Source organism: Pseudomonas sp. SID14000, from assembly GCF_002165135.1.
In the GTDB taxonomy this organism is placed as follows: domain Bacteria; phylum Pseudomonadota; class Gammaproteobacteria; order Pseudomonadales; family Pseudomonadaceae; genus Aquipseudomonas.
On sequence record NZ_NFZQ01000001.1, the window covers coordinates 515,679 to 539,116 of the forward strand.

The following is a 23,438-nucleotide window of genomic DNA, read 5'->3' on the forward strand; positions in this document are numbered from 1 at the left end:
TACCATCCGACTCCCCAACGCACTCCAGCCAGGATGACGCGATGAACCGAGTGTTGTACCCGGGTACTTTCGACCCCATTACCAAAGGCCATGGCGACCTGGTCGAGCGCGCCTCGCGGCTGTTCGACCACGTGATCATCGCGGTGGCAGCCAGCCCCAAGAAAAACCCGCTGTTCCCGCTGGAACAACGGGTGGAGCTCGCCCGTGAGGTCACCAAGCACCTGCCCAATGTCGAAGTCATCGGCTTCTCCTCGCTGCTGGCGCATTTCGCCAAGGAACAGGGCGCCAACGTCTTCCTGCGCGGCCTGCGTGCAGTGTCCGACTTCGAGTACGAATTCCAGCTGGCGAACATGAACCGGCAACTGGCCCCCGACGTCGAGAGCCTGTTCCTCACGCCTTCGGAGCGCTACTCGTTCATTTCCTCGACCCTGGTCCGGGAAATTGCCGCGCTGGGGGGTGATATCAGCAAGTTCGTCCACCCGGTGGTGGCCGATGCGCTGACCGAGCGCTTCAAGAAGTGACCTTTAGCGGCTGATCATCGCGCCCGCGTGCACTGCGGGCGCGAATGCGGCACAATTGTGCCCACTGCGTTGAACATGCCCGGGCGCAGAGCCCCGGCCGGAGTCCCCATGTCCCTGATCATCACCGACGATTGCATCAACTGCGACGTCTGCGAACCCGAGTGCCCGAACGAGGCCATCTCCCAAGGCGAAGAAATCTACGTGATCGACCCTAACCTGTGCACCCAGTGCGTGGGCCATTACGACGAGCCGCAATGCCAGCAAGTCTGCCCGGTCGACTGCATCCCGCTGGATGAAGCGCACCCGGAAACCGAAGAAGAGCTGATGGCCAAGTACCGCCGGATTACTGGCAAGGCCTGATCGCTGCCTGGCAAGGGCTTCGCCCTTGTTCGCGGGTAAACCCGCTCCCACAGGTATTGCACTGCCCTCAAGGCCTTCGCTGTACCTGTGTGAGCGGGTTTACCCGCGAATTGGGTCGCAGCCTTAGCGCTGGCAGCGCGGGCAGAACACGCTGGCCCGCTGCCCCAGCTTGACCTCGCGCAACTCCGTGCCACACACCTTGCACGGCTGCCCACCCCGCCCGTACACAAATAATTCCTGCTGGAAGTACCCCGGCTGCCCGTCACCACCGATGAAGTCGCGTAGCGTGGTGCCGCCCTGCTCGATCGCCGCCGCCAGCACCCGCTTGATCTCGATCGCCAGCTTCAGGTAGCGCGCCCGGGAAATCCCGCCCGCTGCCCGACGAGGGTCGATACCGGCGGCAAACAGCGCCTCGGTGGCGTAGATGTTGCCCACCCCTACCACGACCGCGTTGTCCATGATGAACGGCTTGACCGCCATCGACCGCCCACGGGACAGCTGGAACAACCGCTCGCCGTCGAACAGGTCGGTCAGCGGCTCCGGCCCCAGGCGCAGCAGCAGTTCGTGGTTGAGCGGGTCCAGGCTCCATAGCATCGCGCCAAAGCGGCGCGGGTCGGTGTAGCGCAGCATCAGCCCCGACTCCAGTTCGATATCCACGTGCTCATGCTTGGCCGCCGGCAAGCCCAGCTCGACCAGCCGCAGGTTGCCTGACATGCCCAAGTGACTGATCAGGGTGCCGACCTCGGCATTGATCAACAGGTACTTGGCACGCCGCTCGACACTGACGATGCGCTGCCCCGACAGGCGCACATCCAGGTCTTCCGGGATCGGCCAGCGCAAGCGCCTGTCACGCACCACCACACGGCTGACGCGCTGCCCTTCCAGGTGGGGCGCAATGCCGCGCCGGGTGGTTTCTACTTCAGGTAATTCCGGCATGCGTCAGTGCCCGCCCAACTCGCGAATGTTCTGCTTGAGGTTTTCGAAATCGTATTCCGACAAACCGATGTAATCGAGCACCAGCGGGCCTACCACATTCCACTCGTGGTCCACGGCCTGGTTACCCAGCACCCGGTACGACGCGCAGATGTGCTCGGCCATCTTCAGCACCGCCAACAGGTTTTTCAACTGGCTCTGGGTATTGCGCGAGCTCTCGTCGCGGAATACCGCCAGGGCGTTGTGGTGGTTGGAAATGGCCGCGCTGAGGTGCTCGGGCAGGCGCCAGGACTTGGCAGTGAAATACCCGACCACCGAATGGTTGGTGTTGAATGCGCTGTTTTCGGTGTCGACCACGCGGGTTTCCTCGTCGGCCTTGGCATAGGCCTCTTCCAGCACATCCATGTAGTCGGGGAAGCGCTTGAGCATCAGCGGCACGCCACAGTCATGGAACAGGCCCAGGGTGTAGGCCTCGTCCGCCGCCTGAATGCCGGTGCGCTTGGCCAGGGTGAGGCAGGTCATTGCCACATCCTGGGCGGTATCCCAGAAGCGGTTGAGGGTGACGATGGTCTCGTCAGTCATCTCGCCCTTGATCGACTGGGCGTTGATCAGGTTGATGATTGAACGGCTGCCCAACAGGTTCACTGCGCGCTGGATCGAGCCAATCTTGTTGGAAAGGCCGAAATGCGGGGAGTTGACCAGCTTGAGCAAGGCGCCCGAGAGGCCCGGGTCCTGGGAAATCAGCTTGGCGATGGTTTCCAGGTCCGGGTCAGGCATGTACTGCTCGAACTGCAGGTCGACCATGATCTGCGGTTGCGGCGGGATGGTGATGCCTTGCAAGGCTTGCTGGATCTGTTCGGCGCTGAGTTCTTGGGACATACGTGCACACTCGTTCGGGACCAGCGATTCTAACCCTCTAACGCGGAATGGGACCAACCACTGAATGGTTGCGGCGATTTTTTACTTAACCGGCACAGGCCTGCTCCCACAACGGGCGCGCGGCCAGGCAACAGGTTATAATTCCGCTCTTTTTTCCCGGAGCGACGTCATGTCCCTGCCCAGCCTTCGCCTCAAAGCCAATGCCGACCGCCGCCTGCGCGCCGGCCACCTGTGGGTCTACAGCAACGAAGTCGACGTCACCGCGACCCCGCTGCAAGGCTTCCAGGCCGGTCAGCAGGCCGTTCTCGAGGCGGCCAACGGCAAGCCGCTAGGTATCGTCGCACTGAGCCCGAACAACCTGATCTGCGCCCGCCTGCTGTCACGCGACGTCAAGCTGCCGCTGGACAAGTCGCTACTGGTACACCGCCTGAACGTCGCCCTGTCGCTGCGCCAGCGCCTGTTCGACCAACCGTGCTACCGCCTGGTCTATGGCGACTCCGACCTCCTGCCGGGCCTGGTGGTCGACCGCTTCTTCGACATCCTCGTAGTGCAATTGGCCTCGGCCACCATGGAAGCGCACAAGGACGACGTGATTGCAGCCCTGGTACAGGTGCTCAAGCCAAGCGGCATTCTGTTCAAGAACGACTCCTCCGCGCGTGATGCCGAAGGCCTGCAGCGCTATGTCGAGACCGTCTATGGCGAAGTGCCGGACTGGGTGCCGCTGGAAGAGAATGGCGTCAAGTTCGAAGCCCCGGTGCGTGAAGGCCAGAAAACCGGCTGGTTCTACGACCACCGCATGAACCGTGCACGCCTGGCACCGTACGTGAAAGGCAAGCGCGTGCTCGACCTGTTCAGCTACATCGGTGGCTGGGGCGTGCAGGCAGGTGCCTTCGGTGCCAGCGAAGTGTTCTGCGTCGATGCCTCGGGCTTCGCCCTGGACGGCGTGGAGCGTAACGCCGCGCTGAACGGCATCAGCGAGAAACTGACCTGCATCGAAGGCGACGTATTCGAGGCCCTGCGCGAGCTCAAGGCCGCCGAAGAGCGCTTCGACGTGATCATTGCCGACCCACCCGCCTTCATCAAGCGCAAGAAAGACCTGAAAAACGGCGAAGCGGCCTACCGCCGCCTTAACGAGCAGGCCATGCGCATGCTGACCAAGGATGGCATCCTGGTCAGCGCCTCGTGCTCCATGCACCTGCCCGAGGATGACCTGCACAACATCCTGCTGACCAGCGCCCGCCATCTGGACCGCAACCTGCAGCTGCTCGAGCGCGGCGGCCAGGGCCCGGATCACCCGGTACACCCGGCCATCGCCGAAACCCGCTACATCAAGAGCATCACCTGCCGGTTGCTGCCAAATAGCTGATATCCGCTAAAAAGGGCCGCCCAGCGGCCCTTTCCTGCCGCAAACTCCCCGCCAGCTATCCACATCTGCATTCCCTCGCCGCGCCAGCGGTGTAGAATCGGCCTATTCATCGCCAGTCATCCCCGGCGGGTTTATGAGCTATGGCCAAGCACGCGGCGATCCCGCGCGGTCTTCGGCCCCATCCGTGCCAGTGGCAACCGGCCTGCAGCGCAAAGGACAAGAGAAGCTCACTCCCCTATTTGTGACCTGATTAAGCCGCCAGGAGTGTTTCATGCCTGATTATCGTTCCAAGACTTCCACCCAGGGCCGCAACATGGCCGGCGCCCGTGCCCTGTGGCGCGCCACCGGGATGAAGGACGAAGACTTCAAGAAACCGATCATCGCCATCGCCAACTCGTTCACCCAGTTCGTCCCGGGCCACGTGCACCTGAAGGACCTGGGCCAGCTGGTCGCCCGTGAAATCGAACGTGCCGGTGGCGTAGCCAAGGAATTCAACACCATCGCGGTGGATGACGGCATCGCCATGGGCCACGACGGCATGCTCTACTCGCTGCCAAGCCGCGAGATCATCGCCGACGCCGTGGAGTACATGGTCAACGCCCACTGCGCCGACGCCATCGTGTGCATTTCCAACTGCGACAAGATCACCCCCGGCATGCTGATGGCCGCCCTGCGCCTGAACATCCCGGTAATCTTCGTGTCTGGCGGCCCGATGGAGGCCGGCAAGACCAAGCTGGCCAGTCACGGCCTGGACCTGGTCGATGCCATGGTCATCGCCGCCGACTCTTCGGCTTCCGACGAGAAAGTCGCCGAATACGAGCGCAGCGCCTGCCCGACCTGCGGTTCGTGCTCTGGCATGTTCACCGCCAACTCGATGAACTGCCTGACCGAGGCCCTGGGCCTGGCCCTGCCGGGCAACGGTTCGACCCTGGCCACCCACGCCGACCGCGAGCAGCTGTTCCTTACCGCCGGCCGCACCATCGTCGAGCTGTGCAAGCGCTACTACGGCGAGAACGATGAGTCGGTACTGCCGCGCAACATCGCCAACTTCAAGGCGTTCGAGAACGCCATGATGCTCGACATCGCCATGGGCGGCTCGACCAACACCATCCTGCACCTGCTGGCCGCCGCCCAGGAAGCCGAGGTGGCATTCGACCTGCGTGACATCGACCGCCTGTCGCGCAAGGTGCCGCAGCTGTGCAAGGTGGCGCCGAACATCCAGAAGTACCACATGGAAGACGTGCACCGCGCCGGCGGCATCTTCAGCATCCTCGGCTCGCTGGCCCGTGGCGGCCTGCTGCACACCGACCTGCCGACCGTGCACAGCCGCAGCATGGAAGAGGCCATCGCCAAGTGGGACATCACCCAGACCGATGACGAAGCCGTGCACACCTTCTTCAAGGCAGGCCCTGCCGGCATCCCGACCCAGACCGCGTTCAGCCAGTCGACCCGCTGGCCGAGCCTGGACCTGGACCGCGCCGAAGGCTGCATCCGCAGTGTCGAGCACGCCTACTCGCAAGAAGGCGGCCTGGCCGTGCTGTACGGCAACATCGCGCTGGATGGCTGCGTGGTGAAAACCGCCGGTGTCGACGAGTCGATCCATGTATTCGAAGGCACCGCTAAGATCTTCGAGAGCCAGGACAGCGCCGTACGCGGCATCCTCGCCGACGAAGTGAAGGCTGGCGACATCGTGATCATCCGCTACGAAGGCCCGAAAGGTGGCCCGGGCATGCAGGAAATGCTGTACCCGACCTCGTACCTGAAGTCCAAGGGCCTGGGCAAGGCTTGTGCACTGCTCACCGACGGCCGCTTCTCGGGCGGTACCTCGGGTCTGTCGATCGGCCACGCCTCGCCGGAAGCCGCCGCTGGTGGCGCCATCGGCCTGGTGCGCGACGGCGACAAGATCCTGATCGACATTCCTAACCGCTCGATCAACCTGCAGGTCAGCGACGAGGAGCTGGCCGAGCGCCGCGTCGAGCAGGACAAGAAGGGCTGGAAACCGGCTGAAGTACGCCCACGCAAGGTGACCACCGCGCTGAAGGCCTATGCCTTGCTGGCGACCAGTGCCGACAAGGGTGCTGTGCGTAACAAGGCGATGCTCGAAGGGCTGTAAGACTTCCTAGCGTTTGAAAAGCCGGCGCCTTGTGCGCCGGTTTTTTATGGCTGTGAAGAACTGCTGAGTCAAAGCTCCCCCCTCGCAGCACATTGGCGCAATTGCGCCAGCAGCAGTGCAACTGAACGCTTCGACTTCGCCGTCGAAGTCAAAATGAACTGCGCTTGAGGAAGTGGCGGCAACGTTGGCACCTCCTGTAAACCTGAAGCCAGTGCGGACGACCGGGTGACTGGCGTTACACCCAGCCCACCGCTGACGGCAGTTATCAGCCCCCCGGCACTTGGGCTCTGGCAAACGATCCGCCATTGTCGCCCCGCACGCGCCAGGGCTTCGATGGCGGCAGCACGGTAGGGGCATTGATCGGAAAACACCGCCAGGGGTATTGGGATGGCTGCATCATCGGTGATCAGCGCAACCGGCCCTTTCGCCCAGATCAACGGCTCGGACCAAAGCAGTTCGCCACGCTCTTCATCGCCGCAGCGTCTCCCCAACACAATATCGAGCCCACCCGATTGCATGAGCGCAAGCAGTTCCCCGGTCAGGCCGACTTTCAGGGAAATCTCTGCATCGGGGTGTGCCACCGAGAATCGACGCAGGCAGTCGATGATGGGGGCTTTCACCATTTCCTCGCTCAACCCCACAAATACCATGCCTGAAACCCGACGGCCTACGCCAAGGCTCGCGCGAGCATCATCGTGCAGCGCCAGAATAGTGCGGGCATAGCCTGCCAGCCGGGCGCCCGCTGGCGTCAGGCTGACCGAACGGGTGGTGCGCTCCAGCAATTTGTGCCCAGCTTCGCTCTCAAGCCGCCTGATGTGAGCACTGATCGCCGACTGCGTAAGGTGCAGTCTCTGCGCCGCGCGCGTGAAACCACCGTTGTCAGCAACGGCAAGCAAGCTACGCAAAAGCACAGTATCGAACACGGATTAATCACCTATCTCACTCAATATGCAGAGCATACATCATTTCTATGATTAATCATTCTGAATCAGACTTTGCGCCAAGCACCTGTGCGGCCGAACGCCAGGGGAAGTGCCACCAACGCTGCCAAGGAGAAGCCCCATGGTTGAACGTATCTTGTATGTTTGTGCCTCACCGAGAGGAGAGCGGTCCGTTTCCACTCAGATTGCAGAAGTGTTCCTGACGGCATTGGCCAAGCGCAAAGCCGTGGAGATTGACTGCCTTGACCCTTGGGAGTGCGAGCTCCCTGAAGTGGATGGCGCTTTGCTCGCGGCAAAGTACGCAGGGCTTGCCGATGCCCCACTGTCGACCGCCCAGGTCGCGGCATGGGAGCAGATCAAGACACTCGCTGAACGGTTCCACCAGGCTGATACCTTGGTGTTCAGCGTACCACTGTGGAATTTCGGCATCCCGTACAAGCTCAAGCATCTGATCGACGCAATTTCGCACAAAGGCGTTTTGTTCACCTTCGATGAGCAAGGGTTGAATGGCATGTTGGGCGGACGTCGAGCTGTTGCAATCTACTCCCGCGGACTAGGTTATGGCCCTGACTCACAGACCCCCGACCATGCTTTTGGCCTGGAAAAACCCTTCATCGATACGTGGTTTCGCTTCGTCGGGATAAACCAGGTGCACAGTGTCGTGGTCGAGCAGACGCTTGGCCCTTTGGGGGCCAGCATCCGTGCAAGCGCCATCGAAGCAGTGACCTTGCTGGCGCAGAACATTGATCAGGAAGCGGCCCGGACTGTCGTTGTGGGCCGCAACGGCTGATAGGTCCCGTTACTGGATCTGCTCCGGTGTCACGATCACCCAGTTCTTGTCCGCCGTCACCGGTAGCCCTTCCTTGGCCTGCGCCGCCGCGTTCTTGGCGATCATCCCGTTCATCTGGTCCATGTACTTGGCCTTGCGGTTTATCCACAGATGAATGCCGCCCTTGCCCACATCCACCCCATGGAATTGCATGTAGCCATCGCTGGTCGGCGTGTCGCCGCCCACCAGCACCGGCTTCTTCCACTCATCGATATAGGTCAGGATCGCCGCCTGCTTGCCCGCCATCCAGGTGGCCGGGGTCCACAGGTATGGAGTCAGCTCCAGCCCTTGGTTGGCCTTGGCATCGTAATGCCCGGCACTGATCTGCTTGCGCGCGGTGGTCAGCTGGCCGCTGGCGCGGTCCTTCAGCAGCAGGCTTACGCCAATCACATTTTGCGGTTTCACGTTGTAGCCGTACTTAGGGTCCGACGCGACCATACGCACCAGTTCTTCGGAGGCCGCCGAAACCACATAGACCTCGATACCGTTCTCCATCAGCTTGTTGTACAGCTCGGCCTGGCCCTTGAAGACCTTGGGCGGCTGTACCTCGATGGTCTTGACCTGGTCGCCTTCGTAGTAGGTGCTGGGGATTGGCTTGCTGGAAGCCATCATCTCATCCACCTGCACCTTCAGCTCCTGCAGGGTAAAACCGGAAAACACCTGGGCCACCCACGGGTAGCAGACCATGTCGTCAACTTCGCACAGCCGGTAGTAGTAGCTGAACAGGCTTTCCTTATGCTCGGCGGTGTCCTTGAACGGCATCAGCTTCAACGACGGGTCGAGCTTGTCGCGGCTCAGCAACCCCTTGTTTTCCATGAACGGCAGCAAAGCCTCTTCAAGGTCATAACGGTAGCTGGTGTTGTCCATGTCGAACACCGCGTAGTTACCCTTGTTCGCATTGGCGGCGATCATGCTGTCGAGCTGCCTGGCGGCCTCGGCAGGCCAGTGCTTGAGCTCGGTGGCGAAGGTTTCGATACTGAACAGCAGGGACAGGCCGACGGCGACGGCTTTCGGAGCAAACTTCATGTGCGAATCTCCTGGAATGACCCGCAAACGCTAGTGCAACCAACCCCGCCGGCAGCCCTCGATAACGACCTCCAGGCAGCTGCAAACGCCGTGTTCATTGCAATCCGCGACACATCGTTATTCCATAAACGACTATACACATTCCATTTGTGTATAAATTCGTTTGTTTTCAGGCTGTTAGCATTTCCGTTCGCAATCGCTCACAGAGGCGATGCCTCTTCTGCTTTTTTCTGCTGGAGCTTCAATGAACCTGCCGCTGTCCCTTAACCTGCTGGCGTTCCTGGCCCTGTTGCTGGGCCTGGCACAAACCCGCCGCACCGACTGGAGCCTGGCCAAGAAAGTATTGCTGGGCCTGGTGCTGGGCGTGGTATTCGGCCTGGCCCTGCATACCATCTATGGCGCTGGCCATCCCGTGCTCAAGGCCACCATCGCCTGGCTCGACCTGGTCGGCAACGGCTACGTCGGCCTGTTGCAGATGATTGTCATGCCGCTGATCTTCGCCTCGATCCTCAGCGCCGTGGCACGCCTGCACAATGCCTCGTCGCTGGGCCGCATCAGCGTGCTGAGCATCGGCACCCTGCTGCTGACCACCGCCATCGCCGCGCTGATCGGCATCGTCCTGACCAACCTGTTCAGCCTCAGCGCCGAAGGCCTGGTGGCCGGTGCCCAGGAAAGCGCACGCATGCAGGTTATCCACAGCGACTACGCCGGCAAGGTCGCCGACCTCAACATCCCGCAACTGCTGCTGTCGTTCATCCCCAGCAACCCGGTAGGTGACCTGGCACGGGCCAAGCCGACCTCGATCATCAGCGTGGTGATCTTTGCCGTGTTCCTCGGCCTGGCTGCGCTGCAGTTGATCAAGGACGATGCCGAGAAAGGCGAGCGCGCGCTGTCGGCCATCGATACCCTGCAGGCTTGGGTGATGCGCCTGGTGCGAGTGGTGATGAAGCTGACCCCATATGGCGTGCTGGCGCTGATGACCAAGGTGGTGGCCAGCTCCAACATGGAAGACATCCTCAAGCTGGGCAGCTTCGTGGTGGTATCGTACCTGGGCCTGGCGCTGATGTTCGTGGTGCACGGCGTTATCCTCGCCGCCACCGGCGTGAGCCCGCTGCGTTTCTTCCGCAAGGTGTGGCCGGTGCTGACCTTCGCCTTCACCAGCCGCTCCAGCGCCGCCAGCATTCCGCTGAACATCGAAGCGCAAACCCGCCGCCTGGGCGTACCGCAATCGATCGCCAGCTTCAGTGCATCGTTCGGTACCACCATTGGCCAGAACGGCTGCGCCGGCCTCTATCCCGCCATGCTGGCGGTGATGGTGGCACCGGCGGTGGGCATCGATACCTTCGACCCGCTGTGGATCGCCACCTTGGTGGCCATCGTCACCCTGAGTTCGGCAGGGGTTGCCGGCGTAGGTGGGGGCGCTACTTTCGCCGCGCTGATCGTGCTGCCGGCCATGGGCTTGCCGGTTGAGCTGGTGGCGTTGCTGATTTCGGTGGAGCCGCTGATCGACATGGGCCGTACGGCGTTGAACGTGAACGGTTCGATGACCGCAGGGGTGGTGACCAGCCAACTGCTGAAAGAGACCGACAAGGATGTGCTGGCTGGCGATGAACATGCCGAGCTGAGCCATTCCTGATAAGGAAGGGGTCGCTATGCGGCCCCAATATCCAGTAACGCAATGGCATGGGAAGCAAGCAATAGCTGGCTATTGGCGTTGCTATACTGACAGCCGGGCTAGCGAATGCGCCGATGGAAAGGAACCACCATGCAGCAGTACGACATGACCCAGGCAGAAGCCGAAAAAATCCGCGTTGAGGTTGCCAAGATCCGCGTCGAAGTGGATAAGTTGATGGCCGAGACACGCAAGCTGAATGCTGAAGCCGGCAAAATGACCCGCGAAACCTTCTGGTACCCGGTTGCCATCGCCGTCGGTTTCGTCACCACGGTGGCTACTGTCACCGCATTGATCATCAAGCTGCTCATCTGAGCGCCGGACCGGTCGGAAAGGGCTGCAAGGCAGCCCCGGCAATCTCAAACCTTGTTCCAGACCTCGAAGTGATACCGAGGCTTGCCTTCCTCAGCCTGCGCCTCGCTCGACACCAGCTTCCACTGCCCCCGATCGAACTCAGGGAACCAGGCATCCCCCTCCGGCGACAACTCGACCCGCGTCAGGTACATGCGGCTGACCAGCCCTTTCTCCAGCGCCTGCCCATACAGCTGCGCCCCGCCAATCAGCATCAGCTCATCGACGCCCTGCTCACGCGCCCACTGCTCGGCCCGCACCAGCGCCTCTTCCAGCGAACCAAACACCTCGGCCCCCGCCAGTTCCAGCCCTGCCTGCCGGCTGACCACGATATTCAACCGCCCGGGCAAGGGCCTGCCCAGCGAGTCCCAGGTCTTGCGCCCCATGATGATCGGCTTGCCCAGGGTAGTGGCCTTGAAGTACTTGAAGTCCCCCGGCAAATGCCAGGGCATGGAGTTGTCGATGCCGATCACGCGGTTCTCGGCGTGAGCCGCGATCAGGCTGAGGGGGAGTGATGTATTCATGCCAGCGAGGATAGCACCGGGCGTGTGGGTTATGCTTCTGCCCTGACCTGTGCAATGGAAGACCTTGTGACTGCACCGACTTCACTGGACAAGCGCTGGCTCACCGAAGCGGTACGCCTGCGCGAGGAACATGCCGGCCCCCTGGAGGACCGGGAAGCCAACCGCCGCGCCCGCCAGGCAGGCGGTGACCTGGCCGCTCGCATCGAAACCCGTGCGCTGTTCCTGGCCGAACGCGACGGCATCAGCACCGCCCTGCGCCACTGGAAGCAGGGCGCACGCCTGGCGCTGCTGGCCTTGCTGCTGCTGGCCGTGCTCAGCGGCGCGGGGCTGACACTGGCCGCCCTGGGCGACGGGCAACGCCCGGTGAATGTGTTCTGGGCGCTGGGCAGCCTGCTCGGGCTGAACCTGCTGATGCTGCTGGGCTGGGCCATCGGCTTTGCCGTGAGCGGCGAGCATGGCGCGGGTTTGGGCCGCCTGTGGCTGTGGCTGAGCGAACGCTTTGCCCGTGATGCCAAAGCCGCACACCTGGCGCCAGCGCTGCTGGTACTACTGCAACGCCAACGCCTCAACCGCTGGCTGCTCGGCCTGCTGGTACATGGCCTGTGGCTTCTGGCCATGGTGACCGCGCTGGGCATGCTGCTGGCCTTGCTGGCGACCCGGCGCTATGGCTTTGTCTGGGAAACCACCCTGCTCGCCGCCGACCCTTTCATCCACCTGACCCAGGCGCTGGGCGCGCTGCCCTCTGTCCTGGGCTTCACGGTACCCGACGAAACCATGATCCGTGCCAGTGGCAACAGCCAGCCGGCCCTGGACGTGGCGCGCCAGGCCTGGGCCAGCTGGCTGCTTGGCGTGGTGCTGGTGTACGGCCTGCTACCGCGCCTGCTGCTGGCCGGGTTGTGCCTGTGGCACTGGCGCCGAGGCCGCCAACGCCTGGCGCTGGACCTCAGCCTGCCCGGCTACGCGCAGCTGCGTGAAGCACTGATGCCACGCAGCGAGCGCATCGGCGTACAGGATGCCGCGCCCGAAGCCTTGCCGCAGTTTGCCGCAGGCCAGCTGGAAAGCGGCAGCAGCGGTGCCCTGCTGGTCGGCCTGGAGCTGGACGACCAGCGCCCCTGGCCACCCGCCCTGCCGAAAAGCGTGACCAGTGCCGGCGTACTCGACAGCCGTGAATCGCGCAACCGCCTGCTCGAACAGCTCAGCCGCTTCCCGCCGGCACGCCTGGCCATCGCCTGCGACCCGCGCCGCTCGCCCGATCGTGGCAGCCTGGCGTTGCTCGCCGAACTGGCACGCAACGCCGGCGCAACCCGCATCTGGTTACTGCAGGCCGCACCAGGCGAAGCCCTGGACGCCCAGCGCCTGGGCGACTGGCACGAAGCCCTCGACCGCCTTGGCCTGGTGCATGCCGATACCTCGCCGCTGACCTGGCTGGAGCATGGCCATGACTGAGCCCCTGAAACTGGCAGTGGTCGGCCATACCAACGTCGGCAAGACCTCGCTGCTGCGCACCCTGACCCGCGACGTCGGCTTTGGTGAGGTCTCCCACCGCCCCAGCACCACCCGCCATGTTGAAGGTGCGCGGCTGTCGGTGGACGGCGATCCCTTGCTGGAGCTGTATGACACCCCGGGCCTGGAAGACGCCATCGCCCTGCTCGACTACCTCGAACGCCTGGAACGCCCGGGCGAGCGCCTGGACGGCCCGGCCCGCCTCGAGCGCTTTCTGCAAGGCAGCGAGGCACGCCAGCGTTTCGAGCAGGAGGCCAAGGTGCTGCGCCAACTGCTGGCCAGCAATGCCGGCTTGTATGTGATCGACGCCCGCGAACCGGTGCTGGCCAAATACCGCGATGAACTGGAAGTACTGGCCAGCTGCGGCAAGCCGCTGCTACCGGTACTCAATTTCGTCGCCAGCCATCAGCACCGCGAGCCGCAATGGCGTGAAGCCCTTGCCAGGCTTGGGCTTCACGCGTTGGTGCGGTTCGACAGCGTGGCCCCGCCAGAGGATGGCGAGCGCCGTTTGTACGAAAGCCTGGCCCTGCTGCTGGAAGACGCCCGCCCGGCCCTGCAGCGGCTGATCGACGATCAGCAGGCCCAGCGCCTGGCGCGTCGGCACAGCGGCAAGCGCCTGATTGCCGAGCTGCTGCTGGACTGCGCCGCCTGCCGACGCAGCGTCGAGGCCGAACCGACTGCCGAAGCCCAGGCTATCGAGGCATTGCGGCAAGAGGTGCGCCAGCGCGAACAACGCTGCGTCGAGGCATTGCTGAAGCTGTATGCCTTCCGCCGCGAGGACGCCCATGCCAGTGACCTGCCGTTGCTGGATGGCCGCTGGGGCGATGACCTGTTCAACCCCGAAACCTTGAAGCTGCTGGGCGTGCGCCTGGGCAGTGGAGTGGCTGCCGGTGCTGCAGCAGGTGCCGGGGTGGACCTGCTGGTCGGCGGCCTGACCCTGGGAGCTGCCGCCCTGGCCGGGGCGATTGCTGGCGGTGCGCTGCAGACGGCGCGCAACTATGGTTCACGGTTGATGGGCAAGCTCAAGGGCAAGCGCGAGCTGACCGTGGATGATACGGTATTGCGGTTGCTGGCCTTGCGTCAGCAGCAGTTGCTGGTGGCGCTGGAAAACCGCGGGCATGCAGCGCAGGACAGCATTCGCCTGGGTGAGCTGGATGAGAAGGCCTGGCGAGAGGGCAAGTTGCCGGAGGCGCTGAGCAAGGCGCGGGCGCATCCACAGTGGTCCACCCTGAACCCTGGGGCGAAGCTGAATCAGGCTGAGCGGCAGGAACAGCTGGAGGCTCTGGTTTCACAGTTTTGATCAGCAAGTCTGGCCTCTTCGCGGGTAAATCCGCTCCCACAGGTATCCACATTCCTTGAGATGTGCACTATTCCTGTGGGAGCGGGTTCACCCGCGAAGAGGCCGGCACAGGCAGCCCACATATCAAAGCAATGCCAAAGCCTTCTGCTTCAACCCATCCAGGTCATTCACCGCCATCCCGACCACCTTGGCCCGCTCATCCCCTGGGCTGGGGTGGGCATCACCGTCTTCTCCTGGCTTGATCTGGTGGTGGCTTCTTCGCAGCACAAGGCTGCTCCTACAGGTTGTCGCCGACCTGTAGGAGCAGCCTTGTGCTGCGAAGGGGCCGGTGCAGGTTACTGCTGAGCCACCTTCTCCGACTTGCCGTCATAGCGCTTGCGCCACTCGGCCAGGATCTGGTCACGGTTCTTCGAGGCCCAGGCAAAGTCGTTCTTGATCAGGCGCTGTTCATAGTCCGCCGGCAGTTCGGTCTGCGGCTTGGCAATGCCCGGTGCGGCCAGCACGGCGAAGTTCTCCTTGTACAGTTCCATGGCCGCCGGGCTTGCCGAGAAATCAGCCAGGCGCTTGGCCGCATCCGCTTTTGGCGAGCCTTTGATCACCGCAGTCGCCTCGATCTCCCAACCCAGGCCTTCCTTCGGCAGCACGATGTCCAGCGGCGCACCCTGGCGCTTGAGCTGCACTGCCGGGTACTCGAACGAGATGCCAATCGGGAATTCACCCGCTGCTGCCAGCTTGCACGGCTTGGAACCGGAATGAACGTACTGGCCGATGTTCTGGTGCAGCGCATCCATGTACGCCCAACCCTGTGGCTCGCCAAAGGTCTGCAGCCAGGCACTGACATCCAGGAAGCCGGTGCCGGACGAGGCCGGGTTCGGCATGACGATCTTGCCCTTGTACTCGGGCTTGGTCAGGTCCTGCCAGCTGACCGGCTTGCTCACCCCCTGCTTCTCGGCCTCGATGGTATTGAAGCAGATGGTCGCGGCCCACACGTCCATTCCAACCCAGGCTGGCGGGTTGGCAGCGTCGCGGTAGTTGGCGGCAATCTTGCCCAGGTCCTTCGGTGCATAGGCTTCGAGCATGCCGTTCTGGTCGAGGATGGCCAGGCTCGACGCGGCCAGGCCCCATACCGCGTCGGCTTGCGGGCGGTCTTTCTCGGCCAGCAGCTTGGCGGTGATGATGCCGGTGGAGTCACGGACCCACTTGATCTCGATGCCCGGGTTGGCCTTCTCGAAGGCCTGCTTGTAGCTCTTCAGCTGTTCGGCTTCCAGGGCGGTGTAGACCGTCAGCTGGGTACCAGCGGCCGAAGCCTGCAGGCTGTACACGGCGGAAACGGCAGCGGCAAGTGCAAGGTGCTTGTACATGGGTTGGTTCCTTACAGGTCAGACGGTCGCGGCGCGTTGGCGCCAGGCTTGGGAGCGGCGCAGCACGCCGCGTGAGGCTGCGGCCAGCAGCAGTGAAGCGCCGGCACTGGTCAGCAGGATCAAAGTGGACATGGCGGCGGCACCACCGACGTTGCCGGCGTCGTCCATGTTCAGCACCGCGACGGCAGCCAGGATGGTGTCGGGGCTGTACAGGAAGATCGCCGCCGACACGGTGGTCATCGCCGAGACGAACAGGTAGCGGATGATGTCCAGCAGCGCAGGCAGGCAGATCGGCACGGTCACCTGCAGGAAGTGCCTGTACAACGGCGCCTTCAGCGACAGCGCAGCGGCCTCGAATTCGCCGTCGAGCTGGCGCAGGGCGGTGGTCGCGGTCATCTGCGCGGTGGTCAGGTAGTGGGCGATGGTGCACACCACCAGCAGCCCCATGCCGCCGTAGAACACATGCAGCGGGTTGCCGTTCAGGTTGAAGAAGAATACGTAGCCCAGCCCCAGCACCAGGCCCGGCACGGCCATGGGGATGAAGCTGAGCAGGCGCAGCGCCTGGTTGAGCAGGCGTTGGCCCTGGGTCTTCTCCATCAGGTAGGCACAGGTGAAGATCACGATGCTGCCGATCAGCGCAGTGCCGATGGCCATGGTCACGCTGTTGCGGTAGGCCAGCCAGCCGCCACCGGCGGTGTCCTCGAACATGTAATGACGCAGCGACAACGACAGGTTGTAGGGCCAGAACGTGACCAGCGACGAGTACACCGCCATGCCGATCACCAGCAGCAACGCCGCGCACACCAGTAGCACGATCATCAGGAAGCAGGCATCACGCCGCCGCGACGGCTTGGGCTCGAACACCTGGGCACGGCCGCTCATGGCCTCGCCCTGACGCCGGCGCAGCCAGGCATCGACGGTAAAGCTGAACAGCGCCGGCAACAGCAGCACCATGCCGATCAGCGCACCACGGCCGAACTGTTGCTGGCCGACCACCGCCTTGTAGGCTTCCAGCGCCAGCACCTGATAGTCGCCACCGACCACGACCGGTACACCGAAGTCGGTGATGGTCAGGGTGAACACCAGGCAGAACGCTGCGAATACTGCCTGGCGCGTAGCCGGCCAGGTGATGCTGGTGAACGCTCGCCAAGGGCCGGCACCCATGCTGGACGCTGCGTCGAACAGGCGTGCATCGGCCAGCGACAGCGCCGACAGCAGGATCATCAGGGCATGCGGAAAGGTGTAGATGGCCTCGCCCAGCACAATGCCCCAGAAGCCATAGATGTTATCGCTGAGCAACCCGCGCAGCAGCCCCTGGTTACCGAACAGGTAGACCAGGGCAATGGCCGGCAGCATCGACGGTGCGAGCAGCGGCAGCAGCGAAATCCCCCGCCACAGGCCTTTAGCCGGAATCAGCGTGCGTTGCAGGGCATAAGCGAACAGATAGGCCAGCGGCACCACGATGGCCGCCACGGTGAAGGCCACCGACAGGCTGTTGCCCAGTAGCCAGTGGAAGTTTTCACTGGCGAACAGTTCGCGGGCTGCCAACATGCCGCCACCCTGGCCCGCTTCGGCACTGAAACCGCGCCAGAAGATCGCCAGCAGCGGCATCAGCACCGCCAGCACCAGAAGGACCAGCAGCAGGCTCTTGCCGCCGACGACGAACAACCGGTCACCCAGATCGACGCCAGCACGCGGCGCGGCTTTGGCCTGGCTCAGCGGCAGGGACATTGGCGCGGCCATATCAGGCAAACACCTGCAGGCTCTGCGGCGGCAGCGCCACCCAGATGTCCTGCGAGCCCAGACGCGGCATGGCCTCGGGGGCCAGTTCCGCCAGCAATGCATGGCCAGGCAGGGCCTTGAGCTCGAAGCTCATGCGGCAGCGGTTACCGAGGAAGGTGATTTCCCGGACCATGGCCGGGAACAGGTTTTCTTCGTGCACCACCGGGTTGACCGTGATCGCCTCCGGGCGACAGAACAACCGACCGCTGCTGGCCCGGGCCGACCCCGGTGCCAGGCGCATGTTCATGCCGCCGACAAAGGCATGGCTGTCACTGCTGCGCTGGAATGGCAACCAGTTGCCCTGGCCGACGAACTCGGCAACGAACGGCGTGGCCGGCTGGTCATAGATTTCCTGCGGGGTGGCGTACTGCTCGACCTGGCCGTTGTTCATCACCGCAATGCGGTCGGCCATCAGCATGGCCTCGTCCTGGTTGTGGGTGACCATCAGCGTGGTGATACCCAGCTGGCGCTGCAACTGGCGCAGTTCGGTGCACAGGTGCTCGCGCACCCGGGCGTCCAGAGCCGACATGGGCTCGTCGAGCAGTAGCAACGACGGCGACGGTGCCAGCGCGCGGGCCAGGGCCACACGCTGCTGCTGGCCGCCGGAAAGCTGACCGGGGTATTTTTTCTCGCTGCCAGAAAGGCCTACCAGTTCAAGCATTTCGGCCACCCGCTGGCGGGCCTGCTCGCGGCCACTGCCGCTCAGGCCGTAGGCGATGTTGGCTTCGACGGTGAGGTTGGGGAACAGCGCGTAGGACTGGAACAGGATGCCGTAGTCACGGGCCTGGGGTGGCAGCTCGGAGATATCGCGCTCGCCGATGTACAACGTACCCCGGTCCTGGCGCTCCAGGCCGGCGATGCAGCGCAGCAACGTGGTCTTGCCGCAGCCGGACGGGCCGAGCAGGCACACCAGTTCGCCGGCGGCGATGTCCAGCGAGACATCGTTGAGCGCCGTGAAGGCGCCGAAGCGCTTGTAGATGTTGCGCACTTTCATCTGTGCGCCGGAGGCGGTGTGGTTCATGGCAGGGCCTCATCGAAGAGATGGGGGCCATGCTAGGAAGGCTGTGCGAAGGTTCTGTGGCTTTAGGGCAAAAGCGGGTGATAGTGGTATAGGCAGATTTTGTAGTGGCCTGAGAGGGCCTCTTCGCGGGTAAACCCGCCCACAGGGATCGCGTCGCATCTGAAGGCTGTGCAGTACCTGTGGGTGCGGGTTTACCCGCGAAGAAACCAACACAAATCTAGAAGTGTGAACCGGCCACTTCCTGCGCCACCCCAAGGAAGGCCGCCGGCAACCGGGCCTGGCGCCTTTCCTTCAGGCAATACAGGTACTCATGCATCACCGGTGCATTCTCCAACGCCAGCACCCGCAACTCGGGGTTGTGCGGCACCTCATGCCGGGCAATCACGCTGATGCCGATATTGCGCAGCACCGCCTCGCGGATCGACTCGCGGCTGCCAATTTCCAGCAAGGCTCCGGCCTTCACCCCGGCCTCCTGCATCATCTGCTCGGTCAGCTTGCGTGTGGTCGAGCCCTTCTCGCGCATCAACAGGCAGTGCCCGGCCACCACCTCAATCGATACCGTCTGGCGATGAGCCAACGGGTGGTTGCGATGCACCGCCACCACCAACGGGTCAGTCCCCAGCACCCGCCGTACCAATCGGGCGTCCTCCACCAGTTGCGACGAAGCGGCGATATCCACCCGGTAGTCCTCGAGCATCTCCAGCACCTGCTGCGAGTTGCCGATTTCCACCGCCACTTCCACCTGCGGCAGGCGTTCGCGGTAGATCTTCACCAGGTCGAGAATGTAGTAAGGCGCCGTGGCCGCAATGCGCAGGCTGCCCTGGGCCTTGCCGCTGTTGCGCAGTTCGAACTCGATGTCGGCCTCCTGCTGCAACAGTGCCTTGACCATCGGCAGCAGGCGCACGCCCTCCTCGCTCAGCACCAGGCGGCGCCCGCCGCGGTAGAACAGCTCCACGGCGTATTGGCCTTCCAGGTTGCGGATCTGCGTGGTCACCGTGGGCTGGCTGAGCCCGAGCTTCTTCGCCGCCAGGGTGATGCTGCCCAGACGGGCCACCATGTAGAAGGCTTTCAGCTCCGAACTCAGCATGCACGTCCTCTATTTGCGCAACAGGCGCAAGCCGTTGAACACCACCAGCAGGCTCACGCCCATGTCGGCGAACACCGCCATCCACATGGTGGCCATGCCGGCAAAGGTGAACGCCAGGAATATCGCCTTGATGCCCAACGCCAGAACGATGTTCTGCATGAGGATCGCCGCACTTTGGCGCGACAGCCTGACGAAGGCCGGGATTTTCCGCAAGTCGTCGTCCATCAGCGCCACATCGGCCGTCTCGATGGCGGTATCGGTACCGGCCGCCGCCATGGCAAAACCGATCTCGGCGCGGGCCAGGGCCGGGGCGTCGTTGATGCCATCACCGACCATGCCCACCCGATGGCCCTGTGCGTACAGGGCTTCGATGCTCTTGAGCTTGTCGGCAGGCAGCAGGTTGCCTTCGGCGCGGTCGATACCCACCACGGTGGCGATGGCCTGGGCAGTATGTGGATTGTCACCGGTCAGCATGACAGTCTTGATGCCCAACTCGTGCAACTCGGCGATGGCCTGGCGACTGCTTTCCTTGACCGTGTCGGCCACGGCGAACAGCGCCAACGGGCCGGAGCGGTCGAGCAGCAGCACAACGGTCTTGCCCTGGCGTTCCAGCGCATCCAGCTGGGCCTCGAGCTCGGGCGAGCACAGCCCCAGCTCCTCGACCAGACGGTGGTTACCCAGGTGGTAAACCTCACCCGCGATGGTGCCGCGCACGCCGCGCCCGGCCAGCGCGGCGAAGTCATCGACCTCGCTCAAGGCCAGGCCTTGCTCCTTGCCGAACTGGGCAATGGCTCGGGAAACCGGGTGGTCCGAACGCTCGCCCAGGCTGGCGGCCAGGGCTTGCGCACGGCCTTCGAACAGCGGCTCCAGTACCTTGGCGTCGGTCTGCACCGGCTTGCCATGGGTGATGGTGCCGGTCTTGTCCAGGGCCAGGAAGTCCAGCTGGCGCCCGCCTTCCAGGTACACACCACCCTTGATCAGGATACCCTTGCGCGCAGCGGCGGCCAGGCCGCTGACAATGGTCACCGGGGTCGAGATCACCAGGGCGCATGGGCAGGCCACCACCAGCAGCACCAGGGCGCGATAGACCCAGTCGAACCAGGCACCGGCCATGAACAGCGGCGGTATCACCGCAACAGCCAGGGCAATGGCGAACACCACCGGGGTGTAGATGCGCGAGAAGCGGTCAACGAAACGCTGGGTAGGCGCCCGCGCGCCTTGCGCTTCCTCGACGGCCTTGATGATCCGCGCCAGGGTCGATTGCCCGGCAGCAGCGGTAACGCGGAACTCCAGCGCCCCTGCCTGGTTGATGGTCCCGGCAAACAGTTTGTCGCCCACAGCCTTTTCCACAGGCAGGCTTTCGCCGGTTATCGGTGCCTGATCGACACTGGATTGCCCGCTGGTCACCTCACCGTCCAGGCCAATGCGTTCGCCGGGGCGTACCCGCACCAGGGCATCGATGGCTACCTCCCGCACCTCCACTTCTCGCCACTGGCCATCGGCCTGGCGCACGGTGGCCATGTCCGGGGTAAGCTGCATCAGGCCACCAATGGCGTTGCGTGCGCGGTCCAGCGAACGGGCTTCGATCAGCTCGGCGACGGTGAACAGCACCATCACCATGGCCGCTTCCGGCCACTGGCCGATCAGCACCGCGCCAGTCACGGCAATGCTCATCAGCGCGTTGATGTTGAGGTTGCGGTTTTTCAGGGCGATCCAGCCCTTCTTGTAGGTACCCAGGCCACAGCCGAGGATCGCTGCCAGCGCCAGCGCCGCTACCACCCACTCCGGCGCTAGTGCGGCAAAGTGCACGATTTCGGCGGCGATCGCGGCAATACCGGACAGCGCCAGCGGCCACCAGCGGGTCTTGGCCACTTGTGGTGCGCTGGCAGTGCCATCGTCTTCGGCGCCCAGCGGCTCGGCTTTCATGCCCAGGCTGTCGATGGCCTGCTCGATTTCAGCGGTGCCAACCAGGGTGTGGCGCACGCCAAGCACACGGTTGATCAGGTTGAATTCCAGTTGCTCGATACCGGCCAGCTTGCCCAGCTTGTCCTGGATCAGGGTCTGCTCGGTAGGGCAGTCCATGGCCTCGATTCGGAAACGGCTGAACTGGGCGTGGCTGCTGGCCTTTTCGCTCAGCTGGACCAGGGCTGGCGCAGCAGCGCTGCCACAGCAGCTGTGGGCGTGGTGATCGTGCTTGTGTTCGTGGCTGACAGGCTGGTTCATGGGGTCATCCTTAATCCTTAATTTGAGCCTGTTGCCAAGTGAACACCCTGTAGCCACTATAGGGTCAAGCCATTTGCTGGAGAATTTCGTGATGAAGATCGGAGAGCTGGCCAAAGCCACCGACTGCGCGGTGGAAACCATCCGCTACTACGAGCGTGAACAACTGCTGCCGGAACCGGCGCGTAGCGACGGTAACTACCGGGTGTACACCCAGGCCCACGTCGAACGGCTGACCTTCATCCGCAACTGCCGCACCCTGGACATGACCCTGGATGAAATCCGCAGCCTGCTATGCCTGCGCGATAGCCCCGATGATTCGTGCGGCAGCGTCAATGCACTGATCGACGAACATATCGAGCATGTGCAGGCACGGATCGATGGCTTGGTGGCGTTGCAGGAACAGCTGGTGGAACTGCGCCGGCGCTGCAATGCACAAGGGACGGAGTGTGCGATCTTGCAGCAACTGGAGACGAACGGGGCAGTATCGGTGCCGGATACCGAGCATTCGCATGTGGGGCGAAGCCACGGGCATTAAGCCAAAAGCTTCGCGGGTAAACCCGCTCCCACAGGTACTGCACAGGCCTGAGCTTTGTGCGGTCCCTGTGGGAGCGGGTTTACCCGCGAAGAGGCCGGTACAGGCAATAGAGATCTGTCAGACCGCCATCGGCGCCGTCATCGGCGCATGATGCTCATACCCTTCCAGCCAGAAATCGCTCGGTTCGATCTTCTCCAGCCACTCCGGCTCATACTTGCCCGTCTCGGCAAACGCCGGCACGCGGTCACTGATCACCAGCTTCGGTGCTTCAAGCGGCTCACGCTTGAGTTGCTCGTAGAGCATGTCCAGGTGGTTCTCATACACATGGGCATCGCCGATGAAGTAGGTGAACCAGCGCGGGGTATAGCCGGTCAGGCGGCCGAACAGCGACAGCAGCGCCGCGCCTTCGGTGAGGTTGAACGGCGTACCCAGGCCCAGGTCGTTGGAGCGGATGTAGAGGGTCAGGGAAATTTCCCTGGTCTGCACATTCGGGTGGAACTGATACAGCAAGTGGCAAGGCGGCAAGGCCATCTCGTCCAGCTGCGCACAGTTCCAGCCGTGGAACAGGATACGTCGGCTGCCCGGGTCGTTGGCGATGGTATCCAGGCACTGACGCACCTGGTCGATGGCCTTGTACAGGATGACGAACGCGACGCCGTCCTCCTCGTCCTGGGCGATGCGGCGGAAGCCCGCCTTTTCGGCCATTTCGATGGCCGCCGGGTTGCTCAGCGGGATGCGCTTGTAGCCCGGCCACTGGCGCCATTGCACGCCGTAGATCTCGCCCAGGTCGTCCTGGCCCTGGCGGAACGGGTTGGCCAGCCACTGGGCGTTCTCGTTGGCGTTCTGGTCCCAGACCTTGCAGCCCAGCTCGCGGAATTCACCGGCGTTCTTCACGCCACGCAGGAAACCGACCATTTCACCGATCGCCGACTTGAACGCCAGTTTGCGAGTAGTGATGGCCGGGAAGCCCTTCTGCAAGTCGAAACGCAGCATGGCGCCAGGCAGGCTGATGGTGCGGATGCCGGTGCGGTTGCCCTGCAGCGTACCGTTTTCGATGACGTCGCGGACCAGGTCCAGATACTGTTTCATGGCTTACCTGTAGCAAAAACGG

22 protein-coding genes are annotated in these 23,438 nt (G+C 63.4%); 10 read left to right on the plus strand and 12 right to left on the minus strand.

Annotation, left to right across the window (positions count from 1 at the left end):
* Window positions 1-41 precede the first annotated feature (41 nt).
* Together coaD and CAY82_RS02320 are read left to right on the plus strand one after the other, a co-directional pair.
* Entirely contained in the window at window positions 42-521 is a 480-nt protein-coding gene (gene coaD / locus CAY82_RS02315) for a pantetheine-phosphate adenylyltransferase (RefSeq protein ID WP_003249065.1), read from the plus strand.
* Window positions 522-629: 108 nt separating this feature from the next.
* Complete coding sequence (locus tag CAY82_RS02320; protein ID WP_013974644.1) at window positions 630-881, plus strand: YfhL family 4Fe-4S dicluster ferredoxin; 252 nt, start codon at window positions 630-632, stop codon at window positions 879-881.
* A 123-nt stretch (window positions 882-1,004) separates the two neighbouring features.
* Here the strand turns inward: CAY82_RS02320 and mutM are convergent, their stop codons facing one another.
* Both mutM and CAY82_RS02330 read right to left on the minus strand, forming a co-directional pair.
* Window positions 1,005-1,817 carry a bifunctional DNA-formamidopyrimidine glycosylase/DNA-(apurinic or apyrimidinic site) lyase gene (gene mutM, locus CAY82_RS02325; protein WP_087499763.1) on the minus strand — a complete coding sequence of 271 codons (813 nt, stop codon included), beginning with the start codon at window positions 1,815-1,817 and terminating at the stop codon, window positions 1,005-1,007.
* Between the two features lie 3 nt (window positions 1,818-1,820).
* Window positions 1,821-2,639, minus strand: coding sequence for an HDOD domain-containing protein (locus CAY82_RS02330; RefSeq protein ID WP_170931013.1), 819 nt, complete (start codon window positions 2,637-2,639; stop codon window positions 1,821-1,823).
* 223 nt (window positions 2,640-2,862) lie between these two features.
* On the opposite strand from CAY82_RS02330, the gene CAY82_RS02335 reads away from it, so the two are divergent.
* The gene (locus CAY82_RS02335) at window positions 2,863-4,059 is read left to right on the plus strand and encodes a class I SAM-dependent rRNA methyltransferase (protein ID WP_087499765.1); all 1,197 of its coding nucleotides are present in this window, start codon (window positions 2,863-2,865) and stop codon (window positions 4,057-4,059) included.
* Window positions 4,060-4,330: 271 nt separating this feature from the next.
* Window positions 4,331-6,172, plus strand: coding sequence for a dihydroxy-acid dehydratase (gene ilvD / locus CAY82_RS02340; RefSeq protein ID WP_087499766.1), 1,842 nt, complete (start codon window positions 4,331-4,333; stop codon window positions 6,170-6,172).
* 68 nt (window positions 6,173-6,240) lie between these two features.
* Here ilvD and CAY82_RS02345 read toward each other — a convergent pair whose 3' ends face one another.
* Complete coding sequence (locus CAY82_RS02345; RefSeq protein ID WP_087499767.1) at window positions 6,241-7,095, minus strand: LysR family transcriptional regulator; 855 nt, start codon at window positions 7,093-7,095, stop codon at window positions 6,241-6,243.
* A gap of 139 nt (window positions 7,096-7,234) precedes the next feature.
* On the opposite strand from CAY82_RS02345, the gene CAY82_RS02350 reads away from it, so the two are divergent.
* Entirely contained in the window at window positions 7,235-7,903 is a 669-nt protein-coding gene (locus CAY82_RS02350; RefSeq protein ID WP_087499768.1) for an FMN-dependent NADH-azoreductase, read from the plus strand.
* Window positions 7,904-7,912: 9 nt separating this feature from the next.
* Here CAY82_RS02350 and CAY82_RS02355 read toward each other — a convergent pair whose 3' ends face one another.
* Window positions 7,913-8,968: a phosphorylcholine phosphatase gene (locus tag CAY82_RS02355; protein WP_087499769.1), complete on the minus strand. Its 1,056-nt coding sequence runs from the start codon at window positions 8,966-8,968 to the stop codon at window positions 7,913-7,915.
* 244 nt (window positions 8,969-9,212) lie between these two features.
* On the opposite strand from CAY82_RS02355, the gene CAY82_RS02360 reads away from it, so the two are divergent.
* Together CAY82_RS02360 and CAY82_RS02365 are read left to right on the plus strand one after the other, a co-directional pair.
* Window positions 9,213-10,604, plus strand: a complete 1,392-nt coding sequence (locus tag CAY82_RS02360; RefSeq protein WP_087499770.1) for an L-cystine transporter — start codon at window positions 9,213-9,215, stop codon at window positions 10,602-10,604.
* 144 nt (window positions 10,605-10,748) lie between these two features.
* Window positions 10,749-10,955, plus strand: a complete 207-nt coding sequence (locus CAY82_RS02365) for a hypothetical protein (protein ID WP_087499849.1) — start codon at window positions 10,749-10,751, stop codon at window positions 10,953-10,955.
* Between the two features lie 44 nt (window positions 10,956-10,999).
* Here the strand turns inward: CAY82_RS02365 and CAY82_RS02370 are convergent, their stop codons facing one another.
* On the minus strand, window positions 11,000-11,515 hold the full coding sequence (locus CAY82_RS02370) for a dihydrofolate reductase (protein WP_087499771.1): 516 nt from the start codon (window positions 11,513-11,515) through the stop codon (window positions 11,000-11,002).
* A 54-nt stretch (window positions 11,516-11,569) separates the two neighbouring features.
* On the opposite strand from CAY82_RS02370, the gene CAY82_RS02375 reads away from it, so the two are divergent.
* Together CAY82_RS02375 and CAY82_RS02380 are read left to right on the plus strand one after the other, a co-directional pair.
* Window positions 11,570-12,961, plus strand: coding sequence for a DUF2868 domain-containing protein (locus CAY82_RS02375; RefSeq protein WP_087499772.1), 1,392 nt, complete (start codon window positions 11,570-11,572; stop codon window positions 12,959-12,961).
* Complete coding sequence (locus CAY82_RS02380; protein WP_087499773.1) at window positions 12,954-14,318, plus strand: GTPase/DUF3482 domain-containing protein; 1,365 nt, start codon at window positions 12,954-12,956, stop codon at window positions 14,316-14,318. The genes CAY82_RS02375 and CAY82_RS02380 overlap by 8 nt, the downstream gene beginning before the upstream one ends.
* A 123-nt stretch (window positions 14,319-14,441) precedes the next feature.
* Here the strand turns inward: CAY82_RS02380 and CAY82_RS26950 are convergent, their stop codons facing one another.
* The 6 genes from CAY82_RS26950 to CAY82_RS02405 form a co-directional block, all read right to left on the minus strand.
* Window positions 14,442-14,585, minus strand: a complete 144-nt coding sequence (locus CAY82_RS26950) for a hypothetical protein (RefSeq protein WP_256576203.1) — start codon at window positions 14,583-14,585, stop codon at window positions 14,442-14,444.
* Window positions 14,586-14,653: 68 nt separating this feature from the next.
* Window positions 14,654-15,679 carry a putative 2-aminoethylphosphonate ABC transporter substrate-binding protein gene (locus tag CAY82_RS02385; RefSeq protein WP_087499774.1) on the minus strand — a complete coding sequence of 342 codons (1,026 nt, stop codon included), beginning with the start codon at window positions 15,677-15,679 and terminating at the stop codon, window positions 14,654-14,656.
* 18 nt (window positions 15,680-15,697) lie between these two features.
* Window positions 15,698-17,422, minus strand: a complete 1,725-nt coding sequence (locus CAY82_RS02390) for a putative 2-aminoethylphosphonate ABC transporter permease subunit (RefSeq protein ID WP_087499775.1) — start codon at window positions 17,420-17,422, stop codon at window positions 15,698-15,700.
* A gap of 1 nt (window position 17,423) precedes the next feature.
* Window positions 17,424-18,482 carry a putative 2-aminoethylphosphonate ABC transporter ATP-binding protein gene (locus CAY82_RS02395; RefSeq protein WP_087499776.1) on the minus strand — a complete coding sequence of 353 codons (1,059 nt, stop codon included), beginning with the start codon at window positions 18,480-18,482 and terminating at the stop codon, window positions 17,424-17,426.
* A gap of 217 nt (window positions 18,483-18,699) precedes the next feature.
* Window positions 18,700-19,569 (minus strand): LysR family transcriptional regulator, encoded by an 870-nt coding sequence (locus CAY82_RS02400; RefSeq protein WP_063912104.1) that lies wholly within the window; start codon window positions 19,567-19,569, stop codon window positions 18,700-18,702.
* A gap of 9 nt (window positions 19,570-19,578) precedes the next feature.
* On the minus strand, window positions 19,579-21,792 hold the full coding sequence (locus CAY82_RS02405) for a heavy metal translocating P-type ATPase (RefSeq protein ID WP_087499777.1): 2,214 nt from the start codon (window positions 21,790-21,792) through the stop codon (window positions 19,579-19,581).
* A 91-nt stretch (window positions 21,793-21,883) separates the two neighbouring features.
* On the opposite strand from CAY82_RS02405, the gene cadR reads away from it, so the two are divergent.
* Window positions 21,884-22,327, plus strand: a complete 444-nt coding sequence (gene cadR, locus CAY82_RS02410) for a cadmium resistance transcriptional regulator CadR (protein WP_087499778.1) — start codon at window positions 21,884-21,886, stop codon at window positions 22,325-22,327.
* Between the two features lie 117 nt (window positions 22,328-22,444).
* Here cadR and CAY82_RS02415 read toward each other — a convergent pair whose 3' ends face one another.
* Window positions 22,445-23,416, minus strand: coding sequence for a thymidylate synthase (locus tag CAY82_RS02415; protein ID WP_087499779.1), 972 nt, complete (start codon window positions 23,414-23,416; stop codon window positions 22,445-22,447).
* Window positions 23,417-23,438: the final 22 nt, after the last annotated feature.

Excerpts from the sequence above, each read along its gene's own strand:
- coaD (WP_003249065.1), top strand. The coding sequence starts at position 42 with ATGAACCGAGTGTTGTACCCGGGTACTTTCGACCCCATTACCAAAGGC.
- CAY82_RS02320 (WP_013974644.1), top strand. The coding sequence starts at position 630 with ATGTCCCTGATCATCACCGACGATTGCATCAACTGCGACGTCTGCGAA.
- mutM (WP_087499763.1), bottom strand. The coding sequence starts at position 1,817 with ATGCCGGAATTACCTGAAGTAGAAACCACCCGGCGCGGCATTGCGCCC.
- CAY82_RS02335 (WP_087499765.1), top strand. The coding sequence starts at position 2,863 with ATGTCCCTGCCCAGCCTTCGCCTCAAAGCCAATGCCGACCGCCGCCTG.
- ilvD (WP_087499766.1), top strand. The coding sequence starts at position 4,331 with ATGCCTGATTATCGTTCCAAGACTTCCACCCAGGGCCGCAACATGGCC.
- CAY82_RS02350 (WP_087499768.1), top strand. The coding sequence starts at position 7,235 with ATGGTTGAACGTATCTTGTATGTTTGTGCCTCACCGAGAGGAGAGCGG.
- CAY82_RS02355 (WP_087499769.1), bottom strand. The coding sequence starts at position 8,968 with ATGAAGTTTGCTCCGAAAGCCGTCGCCGTCGGCCTGTCCCTGCTGTTC.
- CAY82_RS02360 (WP_087499770.1), top strand. The coding sequence starts at position 9,213 with ATGAACCTGCCGCTGTCCCTTAACCTGCTGGCGTTCCTGGCCCTGTTG.
- CAY82_RS02365 (WP_087499849.1), top strand. The coding sequence starts at position 10,749 with ATGACCCAGGCAGAAGCCGAAAAAATCCGCGTTGAGGTTGCCAAGATC.
- CAY82_RS02370 (WP_087499771.1), bottom strand. The coding sequence starts at position 11,515 with ATGAATACATCACTCCCCCTCAGCCTGATCGCGGCTCACGCCGAGAAC.
- CAY82_RS02375 (WP_087499772.1), top strand. The coding sequence starts at position 11,570 with ATGGAAGACCTTGTGACTGCACCGACTTCACTGGACAAGCGCTGGCTC.
- CAY82_RS02380 (WP_087499773.1), top strand. The coding sequence starts at position 12,954 with ATGACTGAGCCCCTGAAACTGGCAGTGGTCGGCCATACCAACGTCGGC.
- CAY82_RS02385 (WP_087499774.1), bottom strand. The coding sequence starts at position 15,679 with ATGTACAAGCACCTTGCACTTGCCGCTGCCGTTTCCGCCGTGTACAGC.
- CAY82_RS02390 (WP_087499775.1), bottom strand. The coding sequence starts at position 17,422 with ATGGCCGCGCCAATGTCCCTGCCGCTGAGCCAGGCCAAAGCCGCGCCG.
- CAY82_RS02395 (WP_087499776.1), bottom strand. The coding sequence starts at position 18,482 with ATGAACCACACCGCCTCCGGCGCACAGATGAAAGTGCGCAACATCTAC.
- CAY82_RS02400 (WP_063912104.1), bottom strand. The coding sequence starts at position 19,569 with ATGCTGAGTTCGGAGCTGAAAGCCTTCTACATGGTGGCCCGTCTGGGC.
- CAY82_RS02405 (WP_087499777.1), bottom strand. The coding sequence starts at position 21,792 with ATGAACCAGCCTGTCAGCCACGAACACAAGCACGATCACCACGCCCAC.
- cadR (WP_087499778.1), top strand. The coding sequence starts at position 21,884 with ATGAAGATCGGAGAGCTGGCCAAAGCCACCGACTGCGCGGTGGAAACC.
- CAY82_RS02415 (WP_087499779.1), bottom strand. The coding sequence starts at position 23,416 with ATGAAACAGTATCTGGACCTGGTCCGCGACGTCATCGAAAACGGTACG.